We start from the raw sequence: 18,693 nt of genomic DNA on the forward strand, positions 1-18,693 counted from the left end.
TATTGGCATGAGTTTCCAGTGTCGCATTTCGGTCACCGCGTCAGCAGCGGCAACAGCTTCGTTGCAAATCGGGACGGCGCTTCATAGTGTCGCAATCCCAGAGGGTGGGAGACAGGGTTCGTGGCAGGCGAAAGTCCCAAGTTCGAGAAGCTGGCATTGCTCTATTCGCAAAGCGAGAGGGCGAGAAAAGCCGCGCGTGAACTGAGCGAACGGCACGAATTCGTGCCCATCAACGAGGCGGATGTGGTGATCGCCCTGGGCGGCGACGGCACCATGCTGGATGCGCTGCACGACATGCTGGATAGCGAACGGATCCTGCCGGTTTTCGGCTTGAACCTTGGCACCGTGGGCTTTCTGATGAACCGCTACCATGGCGCCAGCGGCCTGCTGGAGCGGCTGGAGGAAGCCAAGCCGCTCACGGTAAAACCGCTGCGCATGAATGTCGTCACGCAGACCGGTGAGAAGCATTCGGCTTGCGCCATCAACGAGGTGAGCCTGCTGCGTGAAACGCACCAGACCGCCAAGATCGAGATTTCGGTAAACGGCCGCGTTCGCATCCCCGAATTGGCAGGCGACGGTATCCTGCTCTCCACTCCGGTCGGCTCGACGGCTTACAACCTGTCGGCCAACGGCCCGATCCTGCCGCTCGAGTCAAACATGCTCGCGCTCACCCCGATCAGCCCGTTCCGCCCCCGCCGGTGGCGCGGCGCAATCCTGCCGGATCACAGCAAGGTGACCTTCCGCGTCAACGAGCCCGCCAAGCGGCCCGTTGCCGCCGTGGCCGACGCCAAGGAAGTGCGCGATGTGGCGGAAGTGCACATCGAGGTCGATCACAGCAAGGAAATGACCTTGCTGTTCGACCCGCACCAGGCGCTGGACGAACGAATTGTGGCCGAACAATTCGTAACCTGACCAAAGGTAAAATTGGGGCCTTGCCAAACCGAATCCGCCCCCATATAGGGCCACTCCTGCCTTCGGGCTGCTCCCCGATAGCTCAGCGGTAGAGTAGGTGACTGTTAATCACTTGGTCGTTGGTTCGAATCCAACTCGGGGAGCCATTTTCACCCACATCGTGAGAGGCCGGCGCGGATAACGCGCAGCAAAAAGGCCGCGCTTCTTTGACCCTTGGGGCCAGGGAGGCGGCGCGGCCTTGTGATGGATAACTGGCGAATCGCGGGACGGTTCCCGCAGGCACACTCCGGCTTCAGGCAGGCTTCCGGAATCGCAGCGCGAACTTGTCGCTCACCCCGTCGAACTCGCGCGGGCTGGCGTCGTGCGGATCGGCCGGGTTGTGCAACAGGTCGCTTTCGGCCTCCAGCGTGAAGCCCGCACTCGTCACCTGGTCCACGACCGCGGCAGGATCGATCCGGTGCAGCGTGGCGGTGGCGCTGGTGCCGGTGCCGGGTGCCGCGTGATCCTCGACGAAGAAGATACCGCCAGGACGCAGCGCGCCGAACACGGCACTGTTGACCACGGAAATGTCGCCGTTGGCGAGGTCGTGATAGTTCTCGGTCGTCCAGAACAGGTCGATCGGCTCCGGGAATGACAGCGTGTCATACCCCTCCACCACCACGACTTCGACGTTGCCGTACTGCTCGGCGATGGCGTTGATGCCGTCGAGGCCGCCGGGACGGTTGGCGAAGAATGCCGGCATCAGGGCGTAGACCTTGCCCTCCGGCCCCACCGCCTGCGCCAGGATGCGCGTGTAGAAGCCGCCGCCCGGCGCGATTTCGGCAATCACGTCACCGCGCTGCACGCCCGCAAAGGCGACGATCTCGACCGGCTTGCGAGCTTCGTCCCGCGCCACGTCCTCCGCTGGTCGCGCCGGGCTGACCACCGCAGCGAGGATGAAATCCTGCATATTCGCCGCATAGCTGACGGGCACCGGGGATTCGTTGGCCGAACAGGCGGCAAGCGCCAGTGCCGAAGCAGTGGCGGACACAATCGCGAGATAACGCATGGAGGCTCTCCCTTCGCCCCCATGCTATCCCTTATTGCTGCAGGAGCAAGCGCTTAGCCTGCCGCCCCGTGGCAATGCTTGTACTTGTTGCCGGAACCGCAGGGGCACTGCGCATTGCGGCTGATGTTCTGGTTCTTGTACGGGTCCTCCCGCTGCGCCGAACCGCGGGTACCAGTCTGCGCCACCGGCGAACCGGCCAGCGTGCCGAACAGCGGCTCCATGAAGCGCGAACCGTCGCCATCGTTGGAATTTTCGTCGCCGGTGAGCGGGTCTATGTGCCCGGTCAGGAAGTCCGGCAGGTCGGGCAGCGCAGCGGGGCGCGGCGGCGTGGCCGGACGCAGTTCCGCCGTCATCAGCACCTTGGTGACGTCTTCCCGCAGCGTGTCGAGCATGGTCTGGAACAGGCCGAAGGCTTCCTGCTTGTACTCGTTGATCGGCTGCTTCTGCGCATAGGCGCGCAGGAACACCACCTGGCGCAGCGCATCGAGCGTGGCGAGGTGTTCCTTCCAGTGGAAGTCGAGCCGTTCGAGCAGGATGCTCTTCTCGACCCGGCGCCAGCTTTCCTCGGGAATCTCGGTAACGCGGGCAGCGAGCTTTTCCTCGGCCATGTCCTGCAGCCGTTCCTCGATCAACTCGGGCTCGACCGCTTCCTCTTCCATCCAGTCGTCGATGGGCGGCGTCAGGCCGAGAACCTCGTCGACCTTCGCTTTCAGTCCTTCGACATCCCACTGCTCCGGATAGGATCCCGGCGGGCAGGCGGTGGTGACCAGGGCATTGATCGCATCCTGGCGCATTTCCTCCACCACGTCGTCGACGCGCTCGGCATCCATGATCTCGGATCGCTGCTCGTAAACCACCTTGCGCTGGTCGTTCATCACGTCGTCGTACTGCACGACCTGCTTGCGCATTTCGTAGTTGCGCGCTTCGACCTTCTTCTGCGCCGTCTCGATGGCCTTGGAGAGCCACTTGGAGCCGATTGCCTCGCCATCCTCCAGGTTGGAATTCATCATCTTGGCGAACAGCGTGTCCGGGCCGAAGATGCGCAGCAGGTCATCCTCCAGGCAGAGGTAGAAGCGCGACAGGCCGGGGTCGCCCTGGCGACCCGAGCGGCCACGCAGCTGATTGTCGATGCGGCGGCTCTCGTGCCGTTCCGTGCCCAGCACGAACAGGCCGCCGGCGTCCTTCACCTTCTGGCGTTCCTCGGCGACCTCGGCCTTGATGCGTTCGATGGCGGCGTCCTTCTCGGGGCCGTCTTCCATCTCGCCCAGCTCGTCCTCGATGCGGAATTCGACGTTGCCGCCCAACTGGATGTCGGTACCGCGACCGGCCATGTTGGTGGCAATCGTCACCGCGCCCAGGCGGCCGGCCTGCGCCACGATATGCGCTTCCTGTTCGTGGAAACGGGCGTTCAGCACGGCGTGCTTCACGCCTTCCTTGTCGAGAAACTGGCTGAGCAGTTCCGATTTCTCGATCGAGACCGTGCCGACCAGCACCGGCTGCCCGATCTCGTTCTTTTCCTTGATGGCTTTCGCGATGGCGCCGAACTTGTCCATCGTGTTCTTGTAGAACTCATCCTCCTCGTCGATGCGGGCGACGGGGACGTTGGTGGGGATTTCCACCACGTTCAGCTTGTAGATGTCCCAGAACTCGCTCGCCTCGGTGGCGGCGGTGCCGGTCATGCCGGCCAGCTTGGGATACATGCGGAAATAGTTCTGGAAGGTGATCGAGGCCATGGTCTGGTTCTCGGGCTGGATCGCCACGCCTTCCTTCGCCTCCACCGCCTGGTGCAGGCCGTTCGACCACCGGCGTCCGTCCATCATGCGGCCGGTGAACTCGTCGATGATCACGACCTTGTCGTCCTTGACGATGTAGTCGGTGTCCTTCTTGAACATCACCACGGCGCGCAGCGCCTGGTCGAGGTGGTGAACCACCTGGGTGTTCTCGACGTCGTAGAGGTTGTCGGTTTCGAGCAAGCCGGCAGCGATCAGGCGCTGCTCCATCTCTTCCACGCCTTCCTCGGTCAGCGAGACGTTCCGCGACTTCTCGTCGGTCTTGTAGAAGCCCTCGTCCTCGCCCAGCGGACCGCCGTTTTCCTTCTCCAGCGCCTTCTGGTCGGCGACGAGCTTCTTCACCTCCTCGTCCAGCGCGATGTAGAGGTCGGACTTGTCCTCGGTCGGGCCGGAGATGATCAGCGGGGTACGCGCCTCGTCGATCAGGATCGAGTCGACCTCGTCGACGATGGCGTAGTTGAAGGGGCGCTGCACCATCTGGCGGCGCTCCTGCTTCATGTTGTCACGCAGGTAGTCGAAGCCCAGTTCGTTGTTGGTGGCGTAGGTGATGTCGCACTCATAGGCCTCGCGGCGAGCGGCCTCGGGCATGTTGGGCACGATCACGCCCACGGTCAGGCCCAGCCACTTGTACAACTGGCCCATCCATTCGGCGTCACGCGCGGCAAGGTAATCGTTCACCGTCACCACGTGCACGCCCTTGCCCTCGATGGCGTTGAGATACACCGCCAGCGTGGCGACCAGCGTCTTGCCCTCGCCGGTCTTCATTTCGGCAATCTCGCCACGATGGAGCACGATGCCACCCACCATCTGCACGTCGTAATGGCGCATGCCCATCACGCGCTTCGATGCCTCGCGCACGGTGGCGAAGGCTTCGGGCAGCAGGTCGTCGAGGGTCTGCCCCTCTTCCAGCTTCTTGCGGAATTTCAGCGTCTGCGCCTGCAGCTCCTCGTCGGAGAAGTCTTCAAGCTGCTCCTCCAGCGCATTGATGCGGGATACGATCTTGTCGAGCGAGCGGACGTAGCGGTCGTTGGACGAACCGAAAATGGATTTGGCGATGGTCTGCCACATGGTGGGAGAATCCTGTCAGGTAAAATGGAAAGGCCACGCGCAATGCATGCGTGGCGAGAGAACGGGGTCGAGTTATGCGGGAGGCGGCGCGGCTATTCGCGCGCGCGGTCTGCCTGCAACTGCACCGTGGGGGTGATGACGATGACCGGAGCCGGCTGGCACGGCTTTCCGCGCAGCGAACGCGCCATGCTGCCACGGGAAAACTCCAGCGGCATGCTGACGACGGCCTGGCAATCCTCGGAAGCGCCTGCTGCGGCAACGCTGATTACGCTCGCTTCCGCCGCAACCGCAGGCGCGGCCGAGAGACCGAGGCCGGAAATGACGGCAAGCAGGGTGAGCAATTGGCGCAGCATGTGGGGTTTCAGATAGCGCTGTTTTCCTTAAAGTCCACTGACCATTCCCGCGTAGCGGTGAATTGTCGTGTTGGCGCGGCGCGCAAGGGCAACTATGGCGTGCAACCCATGGACCTCGAACGCTCTCCGCTCGCCCTGCCCTTTCCCGACATGCCGCCAATCGACGGCGTCAAGCTGCGCGTGGCGCGGGCGGGATACAAGAACTGGGACCGGGCAGACCTGACCTATGTCGAACTGGCGGAAGGAACGGCGCTGGCGGGCGTCTTCACCAAGAACGTCTGCTGTTCCTCCGAAGTGGAACTGGGCCGCGAACAGGTGAAGCTGGGCCGTGCGCGGGCGTTGGTCGTCAACGCCGGCAATTCCAACGCCTTCACCGGCTATCGCGGGCGCGAAGCGGTGGAGCAGATCATGGCGCAGGTAGCCCACCACCTCGACTGCGAACCGTCGGACGTGCTGGTCTCCTCCACCGGCGTGATCGGCGTGCCGCTGCCCAAGGACAAGGCGCAGGCGGGCATTGCGGCGGTGCTGGATGCAGATGAGTGTTCGTGGGAACAGGCCGCACTAACCATCGGAACTACAGACACATTTGCCAAGGGTGCCACCACTTCCGCCATGATCGGCGACAAGCGAGTGACCCTGAACGGCATCATCAAGGGCAGCGGCATGATCGCGCCCGACATGGCCACCATGCTGGGCTACGTGTTCACCGATGCAGCCGTCGACCACGAATTCCTCCAACAGTGCCTCAGCGCGGCGAACAAGCGCACCTTCTCCTGCATCACTGTCGATAGCGACACCTCCACCAGCGACACCGTGCTAGCCTTCGCCACCGGCAAGGCTGGCAATGCCCCGCTCGCCTCGTTCGACGATGCGGGTGCGGATGCCTTCATGGCAGCGCTGGAAGACCTGTGCCGCCAGCTCGCCCACTTGGTGGTGCGCGATGGCGAAGGGGCGCAGAAATTCATCGCGGTGACGGTCAATGGCGCAGAAAGCGCCGAAAGCGCCCACCGCATCGGCCTGGCCATTGCCAATTCGCCGCTGGTGAAGACGGCCATCGCCGGCGGGGATGCCAATTGGGGCCGTGTCGTGATGGCGGTCGGCAAGGCGGGGGAACCGGCGGATCGTGACAAGCTGGGCATCGCCTTCGGCGGCGTCTGGGCGGCGCGCGACGGCCTGCCGCTGGCCGATTACGACGAGGCCCCCGTGGCCAAGCACCTCGAAGGGCAGGAAATCGACATCACGGTCGATATCGGCCTTGGCGATGGCCGGGCAACCGTGTGGACCTGCGACCTGACCCACGGCTACATCTCCATCAACGCCGATTACCGCTCCTGATGCAGACGCTGGACCGCGAAATCCTCGCGCTGGTGCGCGACGTCACGGACAGCGTGATCCTGCCACGCTATCGCAACCTCGCCAGCGGCGAGGTGGAGGACAAGGGCGGCGGAGATCCCGTCACCGTGGCCGACCGCGAAAGCGAGGCGGCGCTGCGCGAGGGGCTGGAAAGGCTCGCACCGAACCTGCCCTTCGTGGGCGAGGAACTCGTGCATGAAGACCCGGCAGCCCTCGACCTGTTGAAAGGCCCTTGCTGGATCGTCGATCCCATCGACGGCACGCGCAATTTCGCCAGCGGACAACCGCCGTTCGGCGTACTGATCGCGCGGGCCGATGGCGGCATGGCGCAGAGCGGCTGGATCTACGATTGCCTGACGGGCCGGTTCTGCACGGCCCATCGCGGCGCGGGTGCTTTCGTGAATGGCGAGCGTGTGACCTCCGTCGCGACCGGCGAAGAGTCACCCGTCGCGGCGATCTCGCTGATCTTCATGGACGATGCCAAGCGCGAGGCGATGATCGAGCACATTTGCCCGCATTACCGTCTCACAGACATTCCCTATTGCGCGGCCGAGCAGTACCCGCGCCTCGCGCTGGGCGAGAACGACGTATCGATCTTCGAGCGCACGCTGGCGTGGGATCACGCGGCGGGCTGTCTGTGGCTGGAGGAAGCTGGCGGCATGGCCGCCCGGCCCGATGACAGTTCGCCCTATCGTGTCGACGAATGGGACCGGAAAGGCCTGGTCGGCGCCGCCACCCCCGCCCTGTGGGAAGCAATGGCGGCACGACTCAATTCATTGCAGGCTTAGAGCTGGCTTTCGAGCCAGCCCTTGAGGGCGTTCTTCGGCGCGGCACCCATCTGCTGGGCGACCGGCTTGCCATCCTTGAACAGCACCAGGAACGGGATCGACTGCACCCCCATGGAGCCCGGCACGTCGGGGTTCTCCATGATGTCCATCTTGGCGATCGTGACCTTGTCGGCCAGCTCGTCCGACAGCTCTTCCAGCGCGGGTGCGATCATCTTGCACGGGCCGCACCAGTCCGCCCAGAAATCGACCAGCACGGGCTTGTCGGCATCGAGCACGTCGGCCTTGAAGCTGGCGTCGGTTACATTCACGGTGGCCATATCGGGTTCTCCTGATTTCTCTTGGCCCATAAACTAAGCAGCCTTGCTGCCGACTCAATGGGCGAAGCGCAAAAGCTTTCCTTAAGCGGGGGACAAACCGGGTTTGTAGCGCTCCAGCACCTCGGCCGGAATGGCGATCAGCTGCGGGGTCTGGGTGTACAGCACCACGGCCTCGACCTCCCGCCCGGGATAGATGACCCGCAGCGCTGCGGCGTAGGCCGCCATCTGCCGCACCGTGCTTTCCGGCACGTCCTCGAGCCGCGATGGCGGGCGCCGGGCGGTCTTGAAATCGGCGACCACGACGCGCTCGGGCGTCACCAGCAGCCGGTCGGCGCTGCCGGCAATGACCTGATCCTCTACCACGGCAGCCAGCGGAACCTCGGCCAAAGCTTGCGGACCGAAGAGGTCGCGCCATTCCGGCTCGTCGATCACCGCGATGGCACCGGAAAGCAGTTCGTCGCGCTCACCTTCAGTCAGTTCCGGGGCGTGGCGAGCGATCCATGCCCTGCCCGCCCCCTCGCGCATGTCGCGGGGGACGTCCGGCAGGCGCTCCAGCAGGGCATGGACCAGCACGCCTCGGCGAGCGGCAACGGCAGCCTGAGCGGTGGGAAGCGGCGGGTCGGCGCCCAGTTCGTCTGCGCTGCGCGAAGGCGCCAGCGGACGCGGCGGGCGCGGCTCGGCACCGATGGGACGGGTCGCCCAGCCCGGCAGCACGGCGCGCAGGCCCAGGTCAGCCTGCTCGCGTTTCTCCACCGGCTCGGCCTTTTCGCCCCATTCGGCCCGCGCGCCCCAATTGGCATCGTCGAGCCACTGGTCGCCGAACAGCGGTTCGAGCCGGGCATACCAGCTATCGGGTTTCGGATTACTCTCACGCTTCTTCAGCGCGCCGCCGATGAACAGCGCCTCCTCCGCGCGCGTCATGGCGACATAGAGCAGGCGCCAGTGCTCCTCGAGGTTGGAGGCCAGCGTCCGTTCCTCCACCTGCGCGATGCGCCCCACGCGCTGCGCCTTCGACAGCGGTGGCAGGGGCATCTTGATGGCGGGCACGGTCGGGTCCTCGACCACCTGCTCCTCGGGCAGATCGAACTCGGCTTCCTTGGAATCATGCGGGTTGCCGCAAGCATCGGCGAGGATGACGATGGGCGCCTGCAGTCCCTTGGAACCGTGCACCGTCATCACCCTGACAAGCCCGCCCGGCCCCTCGGTCTCGCGCTTCAATTCGCCTTCGCCCGCATCGAACCAGCGAATGAAGCCCTGCAGGCTGGGCGTATTGGTGGCGGCGAATTGCAGCGCGGCACCCAGCAGTTCGTCGATCGGGTCGTTCGCCTCGCTGCCAAGCCGCGCGACCAGCCTGCCGCGGGCCTGCCACGGGCCGACCAGCAGCCAGTGCAACAAGGCCTGCGGCGTTTCGAAATCGGCGCGTGCAAGCAGGTCGCGCAGGGCCTCCACCGTCTCCTGCACCTGCGGGTCGTCGCTATCGCGCAAGTGCGACCACAGCGTCTTGTCCTTCGGGCGATAGCCGTGTTCGAGCAATTGCTCCTGCGACCATCCGAAGATCGGCGAGACCAGCAGGCTGGCCAGCGACAGGTCGTCTGCCGGTTGCGCGGCAAACCGCAGCGTCGCCATCAGGTCCTTCACCGCCAGTGGAGCACCCAGGCGCAGGCGGTCCACACCGGCTACAGGCACGCCGGCCGCATGCAACCGGGCCACGATCAACCCCGCCAGTTCGCGCCGCTTGCGCACCAGCACCATGATATCGCCCGCCGTGGCGTTGCGCTTCTCGCCCTTGGCCAGCGCGAAACCTCCATCAAGCCAGCCCTTGACCTGCTGCGCCAGCTTGTCGGCCATGCGCCGCTCAGGCTCCGACACGCGAATCTCGACGCCGCCTTCCTCGTCGTCGTCGGCATCCTCGGGCTGGCCGGGCACCGGCTTCCACATGGTGACGAGGCCGGGTCGCTCGTCCCCCACATGCCGTTCCGGCGGCTTTTCCAGTCCGAAGCTGTCGGCCCCGATGGCCTTGATCGCCTGGTCGACGAAATCGAGCACCGGCTGCGAGGTGCGGTAGGATCGGCCAAGGTCCAAATCGCGCAATTCGTTGACCGAGCGGGCATTGCGCCCCTGCGCCCAGTTCTCCTTGCGCGCGCGCAGCAGCGCCGCATAGCGCGCCTTGGCCCTGGCGAAATTCTCCGGACTGGTGCCCTGGAAGCCGAAAATCGCCTGCTTGTAGTCGCCGACCACGAAGATGGTGCGCTGGCGATCTTCCTTCTGGCCTTCGCCGGAGAAGAAATCGTCCGTCAGCGCATCGATGATGGCCCATTGCGCTTCGTTGGTGTCCTGCGCCTCGTCCACCAGGATATGGTCGAACCGCCGATCCAGCTTGAAGCGGATCCAGGCGGACATGTCCTTGTCGCCCAACAGGGCGGCGGCACGGCGGATCAGGTCGTCGAAATCGACCAGCCCTTCGCGCTGCTTGGCCTCGTCCCAGGCGATGGCGAATTTGCGCCCCAGTTCCAGTGAAGGGGTGAGGAAGTCGACCAGCTCGCACAGCACTGCCTGTTCGGAGACTTCCTCCATCCACAGGCGCGCATCCTCGGCCAGTTCGGCCGCCCCTTCGACCTTCTTTTCCAGGTTGTTTTGGTACTTTAGCTGACCCTTGTCATTGTAGAGCTGGCCCAGCAGATCCGGCAGGCTGGCGAAGCGGTCCTCGACCGATTGGAGCAGCCATTCGCCAACGATCTGCGCGTATCTCTCGCCGTTCTGCGTCGCCCACTCGTCGTAGGCCCACATCACGCGGCGGACTTTCTCGATGCCCGGTGTGCCATCGGCACAAGCCTGGCACGCGTCCTTGGCATCGAGGTCTACCGGGGCGCCGAGCAGTCGCTTGAGCCGGTCCGCCATCGGCGGCTGCCACGCCGTCCGACCGAACCACGCCTCGCGCGCCTGTGCACAGCGCATCAGCCATGCCTGCGCCTTGTCCGGGCCAAGTTTCAATGACAGCTGCTCCAGCGCCGCCACTGCCGACGGATCGCCTGCCTGCCACTCGACCAGCAATTCCCGCAGCACGCGGTCAGCCAGCAATTCGCGGTCGCGATCCTCCATCGGGCGGGTGCCGGGGACGAGGTCCGCCTCTTCCGGAAAGGCGGAGAGCAGCCATTGCGAGAAGGCGTGGATCGTGTCGATCCGCAGCCCCCCGCCGGGGCAATCGAGCACGGCGGCGAACAGCGTGCGGGCGCGCTCGCGCTCTTCCACAGTCCCCTCGCAACCGATGTTCTTGAGATCGACGAACAGCTGTTCGTCCGGCAGGCGGACCCAGTTGGCCAGCACCTCGTTCACACGGGTGGCCATTTCCGCCGCACCCGCCTTGGTGAAGGTGAGGCAGAGGATATGCTCGGGCTTCACGCCATCGGTCAGCAGCAACCGCAGCACGCGGGCGGAAAGCACCTGTGTCTTGCCCGTACCCGCACTGGCAGAAAGCCAGACGCTGTCCGCCGGCGCCACGGCCTCGCGCTGATTGTCTTGCAGGGGATAGACCTTGCCGCTCATGCCTCGTCCCCGTTCTGCTGGGTCAGCCACTCGTCGAGACGCATCAGCTGGTCGTAGGTCGAATAGCCCGGAGCATCCGGGTTCTCGCGCGCGGTGAACGGCTCATCGCCCAGGATCCACTTGCCCAGCGCTTCGTGCAGGTACTGCTCGGTCTTGGGCAGGAACTCGTCCGGTTCGATACCCTGCTGGCGAGATGACAATTTGAGCGGGGACGAAATGCTGCCGAAGCCCGTCTCGGACTCCTTGTTCTTCCCCAGCTTCCAGTATTCGAACAGGCTTGCAGCACCGGAGAGGTGGCCGAACTGGCCGTCACGCAGGATAAGGCCGATGGTGCCCAGTTGCAGCGCGTAGCCGTTCTCGACTTCCTTCTTGGTAGGCGCGCGACCGGTCTTGTAATCGACCACCGCCAGCGTTCCGTTAGGCAGACGATCGATCCGGTCGGCCTTGCCGAATATCCGGATGCCGTCGACGGTGATCTCGCCCCATTCCTCCCATTTGACCGGCTCGCGGCCCGGCTTTTTGGCTAGTTGGCACTCAACCCACTGCAGCCCGGCGAGCAGGCGCGGCCACCACAGCGCGCGCAGCAGCGGGTGGGCAGAAAGGGCACGCAGATGATGCTCGGCCAGCACTTCCAACGTGCCCTTGCCAGCGTGCCAGTCCTCCAGGATCGCGTGTGCAAGCGTGCCCTGCCAGGCGGGGCCGGGAACGGCATCGAGCAGGTCCAACTCGGCAAGACGCAGGATCTTGCCGGCGTAGAATTCGTAGGGATCCGAGCGCAACCGATCGAGCGCGGTGACGCTGATATCCTTGCGGCGCTGCTCGGCACTGGGCAGCGGCTTCGGCTGCGGGTGCGGTTTGCTGTCGAAACCGCGCCCGTCGTCGATGGCGCGGGCATAGCCGAGCACCTCGGTATCGACATGGCGGTCCACCAGGTCGGCACCCAGCAGAGCGCGGACGCGAAGCAGGAAGCGGCTGGGAATGGCCGGACCCGCCACGTCGCGCCGCGAACGGGTGAGCACCACCTCGGGCGCCCCCAGCATCCCGGCAAGGTCATGCGCGGAAAGCCCGATCCGGAAATCCGCCCCCGGCACGCCCAGCGTGCGCAATACCCCCGGCGCCAGCAGCGGATCGATGGATGGGCGCTGCGGCCATGTGCCCTCGTTGAGACCGGCACAGATGACGAGGTCCGCCCGCGTCATGCGCGCTTCGAGCAAGCCGTAAATGGCCACGCGCGGGTGGCCGCCATAGGGCGGACGCACCGCGACCCGGTCCATCGCATCGCGCAGGATGGCAGGCAGGTCGTCCGCCTTGACATGCAGGGCCGCTTCGCGGGCATGCAGGCGCAGGTCCTCGACGAATTGCGACAGTGTGCGACCGTCTTCGCGCGCCCACAGGCCCAGTCCGCAGCACGCCTCGCCGGCAGCGGCCAGCAGGTCGAGCCACTGCGCAAGATCAGCGCTCTCCCCGGCGGCAAAGACAGGTTCGAGGCGATCCTCCACACCCTGCCACCACTCGGAAACACCGGCTTCCGCCGCTATCGGGCGCAGCGGCGCGAGGCCCGGTTCCTTGCGCGGCCCGCGCAGTTCCAGCTCGAAAAGGCGCGAGGCCCGCAGCCAGGCCTGACGGTCCTCATCCTGCTGCACCAGCGGGTGCTGCACCAGCGCCATCAGCGGCACCGGAGCCGCGTGTTCGCCCGCCAACTCGGCCAACAACAACAGCACGCGGCCAGCGGGCGTCTGGCTGAGCGGGCGACCTGCGGAATCGTCAGCCGCGACGTTCCAGCGCCGCAAGTGCTGCGCCACCCGCGCGGCCAGCCCGCGATCGGGTGTGACCACGGCGACGCGCTTTTCCGGCTCGTCCAGTGCCTCTCGCACCAGCAGGGCGACGGACTGCGCCTCTTCCTCGGGATTGGCCGTCTCGATCAGGCGCACGCCGGCCATGCGGCGACGCTTGGCGGGCAGATCGACCCAGCTCTTGCTGGCTTCGGGCGGCAGGAACAGACTGGAGATGGCGTGACTGCGCTCCGGCGGTCCCTTGCCGATACCGGCGCGGTGCCAAGGCTGCACCTCCTCACGCGCCACGCCCATGCGATTGAGTAGCAGCTTGAGATGGTATTGCGGGTGAGTAACGGCATCGCCAGCGGCGAATGGCGTCTCGGCAGAGGTGTCCCCGGCGCTGCCCAGTTCCTCCCATACTGCCGCGTCCATCGACAGGTCGAAATCGGGCAGCACCACGGCGCCATCGGGCAGGTCCGCCACGGTGCGCAACAAGCGGGCGAGCGCGGGAGCGGCGCTGGTTATACCGGCAGCGACGAACGGCGTCGCGGGCGGGTTGTCGCGCATCCGCCTGGCCGCTTCGCGAAACAGCAGGTTGCGACGAGCGGCGGCATCCAGCTCGCCGCGCTCGGCCAGTTCGGCCTCCCACATCTTGGCGACGGCGTAGAAGAGCTTGGTGTTCTCCTGCCAATGCTCGGCATTGTTCTCCAGCGCGTTGAGCACGCGCTCTTCCCACAGTTCCTCGACGCCGATTTCCTCGACCAGCAGGCTGTCGATGGCGGCAGCGATATCGCGTGCGAGCCGCAGGCGGGCGGGCGCGGTCATTTCCCTGCGGCCCAGCCTGGCCCCGGCCTGGCCGACGAATTCCGCCAGTCGCAGCCAGCGGCGCGTGGGGTCGGCGGCTGGCGGGATGGCGGCCCCTGCCCCCAGCGAATCGAACAGCGGCCCCAGCGCCTCGTCGAGGTCGAGATCGCCGACCAGTGCCATGCGCGGCATCAGCAGACCTTGCGTGCCGGTGGCACCGGCGTGGCGGACGAAGGCTTCGGACAGCGTGCGCGCCGCACGAGCGCTCGGCAGCAGCAGCGTCAGCCGCGCAAGGCCGAAGTCCTCCTCGGCGTAACGCGGCACCAACCCGGCCACCAGCGCGTCGGCAAAGCCGCGATGCGCCGCGATCGAATAAACCCGTGGAAGTCCAGCCCCTTGCACCCCAGTCATGCGCGCAAGACTAGCGGCTGCGTCACCGGTCCGAAAGGGCCGCTTCGGTGGGAGCGATGGATTGCGGAGTGCCGACTTCGAACCATTGCCCGGTGAAGGGTACGCCGTAGAGACGGCCTGCCGCTATCGCCTTGTCCCACAACAGGTTGGTGGAGAACGGCCCTTCCGGCGCGCCTTCGAGCAGGCGCTTGGCGACCAGCTGGATGCCGGTGAAGACATAGGGCGCGACGCGCGGACGCACCCGGCGGCGCACCTTGCCGTGTGCATCGAGGTGGAAATCACCCAGCCCGCGGAAATTGTGCGCGCCCTTGTGCGGCACCAGCAACAGCAGCGCGTCCATCCTGTCCGCATCCCAATGGGCAGACAGGTCATGGAAGGCATCGACCGGGCCATCCAGCCAGATGTTGTCGGAGTTGAGGCAGAAGAACGGATCGGGCAGCTGGTCCGCAGCCTTCACCATGCCGCCGCCGGTTTCCAGCAGCAGTTCACGCTCGTCGGAAATGGTGACCGATGGCGTACCCCGCCCCTGCACATGCGCCTCGATAGCGTCGGCCAGGTAGTGGACGTTGACCACGGCCCTCGCGATGCCCGCATCGGCCAGCTTGTCCAGCGCATGGTCGAGCAGCGGCTTGCCCGCAACGCGCACCATCGGCTTGGGCTGGGTGGCGGTGAGCGGACGCATCCGCTTGCCCATGCCGGCGGCCAGCACCATCGCCGTGTCTGACGCGAGCTTGCTCACCCCAGGCCCCCTCCCCGTGCGGCGCGTACGTCGGCGGGGATATTGGCGTCGAACCAGCGCGCCACCGGCTCCAGCGCCGGATGGGCAAGATCGCGCTCCAGCGCATCCCACACGCGCGGGATCATGGAGAGGTAGCGCGGCTTGTCGTCGCGCTTCCACAAGCGGGCGAAGATGCCGACGATCTTGGCGTTACGCTGCGCGCCAAGGCGGGCGTAGTCGGCCGCAAAATCGGAATCGGTGGCGATGCGCGAACGGTAGAGGTCGAGCATCTCGCCCTCCAGCTCCTTCGACACGTCGCGGCGGGCATCCTGCAGCAGCGAGACGATGTCGTAGGCGCGGTGGCCCACCAGCGCGTCCTGAAAGTCGATCAGGCCCTGCTCGCCACTGTATTCCCCACGCGGGCCGAGCAGCATGATGTTCTCGGCATGATAGTCGCGCAGCACGGTGACGCCCGGCTGCTGGCGCGGCAGCATCGGCAGCAGCACCTCGCGCCAGGCATCGACATAGCCCTCGGCATCGACGGCGAAGCCGGCGGCGGGCGCGAACCATTCGGGCAGCAGGTTCACTTCGCGCAGGTAGACGTCCCAGTCATAGCTATCGAACGGACCCGGCGGTCGCCGGTGCAGCTCCACCAGCGCCTCGATCGCATCGGCATAGGCGCGGCGTTCCTCGGACGGGTTCACGTCCAGCCAGTCGCGCATGCGGTCGTGCCCGAAATCCTCGATCAGCACGAGGCCGCGCGCGGCATCCTCGGCGTAGATTTCCGGCGCTCGCAGGCCCTGTTCGCCCAGCCACTTGCCGACATGCAGGAACGGCGTCGGGTCTTCGTGCGGCGGCGGGGCGTCCATCAGCATGGCGCCCTTGTCGCCCTTGCGGATGCGGAAATAGCGGCGGAAGCTGGCATCGCCGGGAAGCGGGTCGATCTCCGCCCCTTCCCAGCCCGCCTGCGCGAGAAAGTCATCCAGCCCGGCGGGCAAGTCGCGTGTCATGGCATTCGCCCTAGCCAATCGGCCCCGCCTTCGACAATCGCCTTGCGCCCCTTACCCGCGATTTCCAGCGTGATTTGCAGGCAGCCTGCCTCATCGCCGAAACCGCCGGCGTTCTGCGGCCATTCGGCCAGCAGCACCGCACCCTCGCGATAGTCATCGAGACCCAGCTGTTCCGCCTCGGACGGGTCTTCGAGGCGGTAGAAATCGGCATGGACCACCGCCGGATCGAGGTGGTCGTAGGTTTCGACGATGGTGAAGGTCGGCGAAGGCACTTCGCCCTCGTGCCCAAGGGCGGCAAGTATGGCGCGCGACAGCGTCGTCTTGCCCGCGCCAAGGCCACCGGACAGGGCAACCACGTCTCCTTCCCGCAATTGCGCGGCGATCCGCGCGCCCAGCGCCTCCATGGCGGCGAGGTCCGGCAGGTCGACGATCAAGGCAAGGTCACCGTGGCCGTAGTGCCGGCGCCCTTTTCGGACTGGATTTCCAGCTTACCGCCATGCGCTTCGATCAGCTGGCGCGCAAGCGGCAGGCCAAGCCCGCGCTTGCCGCTGTTTTCCTCGCGCCCGGCGATGCGATAGCCGTCCATCGCCCGCGCCAGTTCGCTAGGCCGCATGCCCTCGCCATTGTCGGAAATGACGATACGCGCGCCCGACTTGCGGCGTGACAGGGCCACAAGGATGCGGCCTCCGTCGGGCGTCGCCTCGATGGCATTGTCGAGCAGGTTGCCAATGGCGCGGCTCAGCTGGCGACGGTCGGCGCTGACGACGCCAGCGGTCTTGTCGCCGCGCAGGTCCAGCGTGATGTTCTTTGCCTCGATCGCCTCTTCACGGGCGCGCACGACCTGCGTGGCAAAGGGCAGCAGTTCCACGTCTTCCGGCGCGATGGGCAGCAGCCCGGCCTCGCTCTGCGTCAGGTCGAGCACGCTCTCGATCTGCTGCGACAGCCGCTCCACCGAGGCGATGATCGCGGCGACATATTCCTTGCCCTGGTCGGACAATTCGCCCGCCACGCCCGATTGCAGCAGTTCGGCAAAACCGCCGATGGAGGTGAGCGGCGTGCGGAATTCGTAGCTCATGTTGGCGAGGAAGCGGGTCTTCACCGCGTCCGCTTCTTCCAGTGCCTGGTTGCGTTCGCGCAGCGCCTCTTCCGCCTTGGTTGAATCGGTCACGTCGAGCACGGTCAGCAGGCCATTGCCATCGGGCAGCGGCACGCCGGCGAATTCCAGCGTGCGCCCGTCGGACAGGACCACGCGGCCGCCGCGTTCCTGCCGGTCCAGCGTGGCGGCGCGCACTACGTCGCCGATGGCCTTGCGCTGCGCCGGACGGGCAAGGCGGTTGGCGATGCGATCGAGCAGCTTGTCGACATGCGGGTGCTTGTCGAGCGACTCTTCGGGCAGGCCCCAGATCTGCGGGAAGCTGCGGTTCCACAGCTGCATCCGCCCGTCCGGCGCGAACACGGCAAGCGATTCGAACAGCGAATCGAAGGTCGCCGTACGCGTCCGCAGCAGCGTGTCGCGCGTGGCCGACAGGGCGAGCTGTTCGGAACGGTCCTCCGCCACCAGCACCAGCCCGCCATCGGGCATCGGCTGCGCGACGATGCGCAGGTGCATGCCGTCCGACAGCGTCCAGGCCTGCTCCACCGGTGCATCCTCGAGGAACCAGCCACCCAGCTCGGTTCGCCAGGCGGGAAAGTCGCGCACTTCGGGCAGGCGCCCGCGATCGCGGGCAATATCGAGGAAGCGGTCGAAATCGGGCGGATCGACGCGAGTTGAACTGGGCAGCTCGAAAATGCGCTGGAAAGGCGTGTTGGCGAAGGAGAGCAGGCGGTCCGGATCGAACTGCGCCACGCCCACCGAAAGCTGGTCCAGCATCGACCGCTGCGCCGCGCGGAAGGCACGGAAGGCACGCGTCTGCTCTTCCATTTCCTCGATATCGATGGCGTATCCGGCCACGCCCTCTTCGCCCAGCGGCAAGTCGCTGACACGCAAGGTGCGACGCTGGCTGCCCACCGTGGCCTGCACGATCCGCTCCACCGGCATGTCGCGGCTGTGGGCCTGCTGGGCGACCTGCGCAGCGGAAAGCCCGTCGACCGTCTCGACAAGCTCGATCTGCTGGTCGACCACGGCAGCCGCATCCTTCGCGCCCACCGCCTTCACATAGGCACTGTTGACGAGCCGCAGGTCCATCTCCGGGCTGCGGAACCACATCGGCATGGGGGCCGCCTCTATCAGGCCGACGAGCGCGGCAAAGTCGTTACGCGCACGGGCCGTTTCGGCGCGCAGGCGAGATAGCTCACCCTGGCTTTCGGAGAAGTCGAACCACCACACCAGCGCCGCCCCGCCGGTCGCGATCACCGGGTCTGCCAGCTGGCCGCGCACGGCGAGGCTCTTCGTCGAACCCTTGGGCGTCACCACCATGCTGAAAGGCGCGGCGGTCTTCTGCGTACGGCGGACGGCCTCGCGCAGGTCCTTCAGGTCCTCGGCAGACAGGCCGCCATCGCCGCTGTCCATCTCGCTGAGGAAGCCCGGCAGCTTCTCCAGCCCCAGCCACTTGGCGAGGCGTTCCGGCCCTTCCATCTTGCCGTCGGGCTTCACCAGGAGCGGGATGGCCGGCGAATCCTCGATCATGCGCGACAGGCGGCGGACATTGTTGCGGGCATTGCGCGCCGCGCGGGCGCGCTGAAGCGAGCCGACCACGAGCCACACCGCGCCAAACGTCCACGCGGCAAGCATCAGGCCCAGCAAGGCCATTGCAGTAGGCGACAATTCCATTGCCTATCCAGCTATGAGAGCAGGCGCGCCGAT

Annotated in this window: 13 protein-coding genes and 1 tRNA gene; 4 read left to right on the top strand and 10 right to left on the bottom strand. The window is 66.1% G+C overall.

The genetic code is table 11. The features are described 5' to 3' along the window. Window positions 1–120 precede the first annotated feature (120 nt). Window positions 121–912, top strand: a complete 792-nt coding sequence (locus OZN62_RS02850) for an NAD kinase (RefSeq protein ID WP_269101244.1) — start codon at window positions 121–123, stop codon at window positions 910–912. Between the two features lie 71 nt (window positions 913–983). After that, window positions 984–1,058: transfer RNA gene (locus OZN62_RS02855), tRNA-Asn, on the top strand. Window positions 1,059–1,204: 146 nt separating this feature from the next. On the opposite strand, the gene OZN62_RS02860 is transcribed toward OZN62_RS02855, so the two are convergent. The 3 genes from OZN62_RS02860 to OZN62_RS02870 all read right to left on the bottom strand — a co-directional run bounded on the left by OZN62_RS02860 (window position 1,205) and on the right by OZN62_RS02870 (window position 5,171). Continuing rightward, the gene (locus OZN62_RS02860; protein ID WP_269101245.1) at window positions 1,205–1,960 is read right to left on the bottom strand and encodes a class I SAM-dependent methyltransferase; all 756 of its coding nucleotides are present in this window, start codon (window positions 1,958–1,960) and stop codon (window positions 1,205–1,207) included. 53 nt (window positions 1,961–2,013) lie between these two features. Beyond that, entirely contained in the window at window positions 2,014–4,818 is a 2,805-nt protein-coding gene (gene secA, locus OZN62_RS02865) for a preprotein translocase subunit SecA (protein ID WP_269101246.1), read from the bottom strand. Between the two features lie 92 nt (window positions 4,819–4,910). Continuing rightward, window positions 4,911–5,171 carry a hypothetical protein gene (locus OZN62_RS02870; RefSeq protein ID WP_269101247.1) on the bottom strand — a complete coding sequence of 87 codons (261 nt, stop codon included), beginning with the start codon at window positions 5,169–5,171 and terminating at the stop codon, window positions 4,911–4,913. A gap of 108 nt (window positions 5,172–5,279) precedes the next feature. Here OZN62_RS02870 and argJ point away from each other — a divergent pair, with 108 nt between their 5' ends. Both argJ and OZN62_RS02880 read left to right on the top strand, forming a co-directional pair. Continuing rightward, window positions 5,280–6,506, top strand: a complete 1,227-nt coding sequence (gene argJ, locus OZN62_RS02875) for a bifunctional glutamate N-acetyltransferase/amino-acid acetyltransferase ArgJ (RefSeq protein WP_269101248.1) — start codon at window positions 5,280–5,282, stop codon at window positions 6,504–6,506. Next, window positions 6,506–7,312, top strand: coding sequence for an inositol monophosphatase family protein (locus OZN62_RS02880; protein ID WP_269101249.1), 807 nt, complete (start codon window positions 6,506–6,508; stop codon window positions 7,310–7,312). The genes argJ and OZN62_RS02880 overlap by 1 nt, the downstream gene beginning before the upstream one ends. On the opposite strand, the gene trxA is transcribed toward OZN62_RS02880, so the two are convergent. The 7 genes from trxA to OZN62_RS02915 all read right to left on the bottom strand — a co-directional run bounded on the left by trxA (window position 7,309) and on the right by OZN62_RS02915 (window position 18,660). Next, window positions 7,309–7,629, bottom strand: coding sequence for a thioredoxin (gene trxA, locus OZN62_RS02885; protein ID WP_269101250.1), 321 nt, complete (start codon window positions 7,627–7,629; stop codon window positions 7,309–7,311). The genes OZN62_RS02880 and trxA overlap by 4 nt on opposite strands. Window positions 7,630–7,710: 81 nt before the next feature. Next, window positions 7,711–11,172 (bottom strand): double-strand break repair helicase AddA, encoded by a 3,462-nt coding sequence (addA, locus tag OZN62_RS02890; RefSeq protein ID WP_269101251.1) that lies wholly within the window; start codon window positions 11,170–11,172, stop codon window positions 7,711–7,713. Beyond that, on the bottom strand, window positions 11,169–14,162 hold the full coding sequence (locus OZN62_RS02895) for a PD-(D/E)XK nuclease family protein (protein WP_269101252.1): 2,994 nt from the start codon (window positions 14,160–14,162) through the stop codon (window positions 11,169–11,171). The genes addA and OZN62_RS02895 overlap by 4 nt, the downstream gene beginning before the upstream one ends. Before the next feature lie 22 nt (window positions 14,163–14,184). Then, on the bottom strand, window positions 14,185–14,901 hold the full coding sequence (locus tag OZN62_RS02900; protein WP_269101253.1) for a nucleotidyltransferase family protein: 717 nt from the start codon (window positions 14,899–14,901) through the stop codon (window positions 14,185–14,187). Then, window positions 14,898–15,890, bottom strand: a complete 993-nt coding sequence (locus tag OZN62_RS02905; RefSeq protein WP_269101254.1) for an aminoglycoside phosphotransferase family protein — start codon at window positions 15,888–15,890, stop codon at window positions 14,898–14,900. Before OZN62_RS02905 ends, OZN62_RS02900 begins: the two co-directional genes overlap by 4 nt. Next, window positions 15,887–16,324 carry a tRNA (adenosine(37)-N6)-threonylcarbamoyltransferase complex ATPase subunit type 1 TsaE gene (gene tsaE, locus OZN62_RS02910; protein WP_269101255.1) on the bottom strand — a complete coding sequence of 146 codons (438 nt, stop codon included), beginning with the start codon at window positions 16,322–16,324 and terminating at the stop codon, window positions 15,887–15,889. Before tsaE ends, OZN62_RS02905 begins: the two co-directional genes overlap by 4 nt. Continuing rightward, entirely contained in the window at window positions 16,321–18,660 is a 2,340-nt protein-coding gene (locus OZN62_RS02915) for a PAS domain-containing sensor histidine kinase (protein WP_269101256.1), read from the bottom strand. The genes tsaE and OZN62_RS02915 overlap by 4 nt, the downstream gene beginning before the upstream one ends. Window positions 18,661–18,693 lie beyond the last annotated feature (33 nt).

The sequence above is a fragment of the Aurantiacibacter sp. MUD11 genome, from assembly GCF_026967575.1.
In the GTDB taxonomy this organism is placed as follows: domain Bacteria; phylum Pseudomonadota; class Alphaproteobacteria; order Sphingomonadales; family Sphingomonadaceae; genus Alteraurantiacibacter.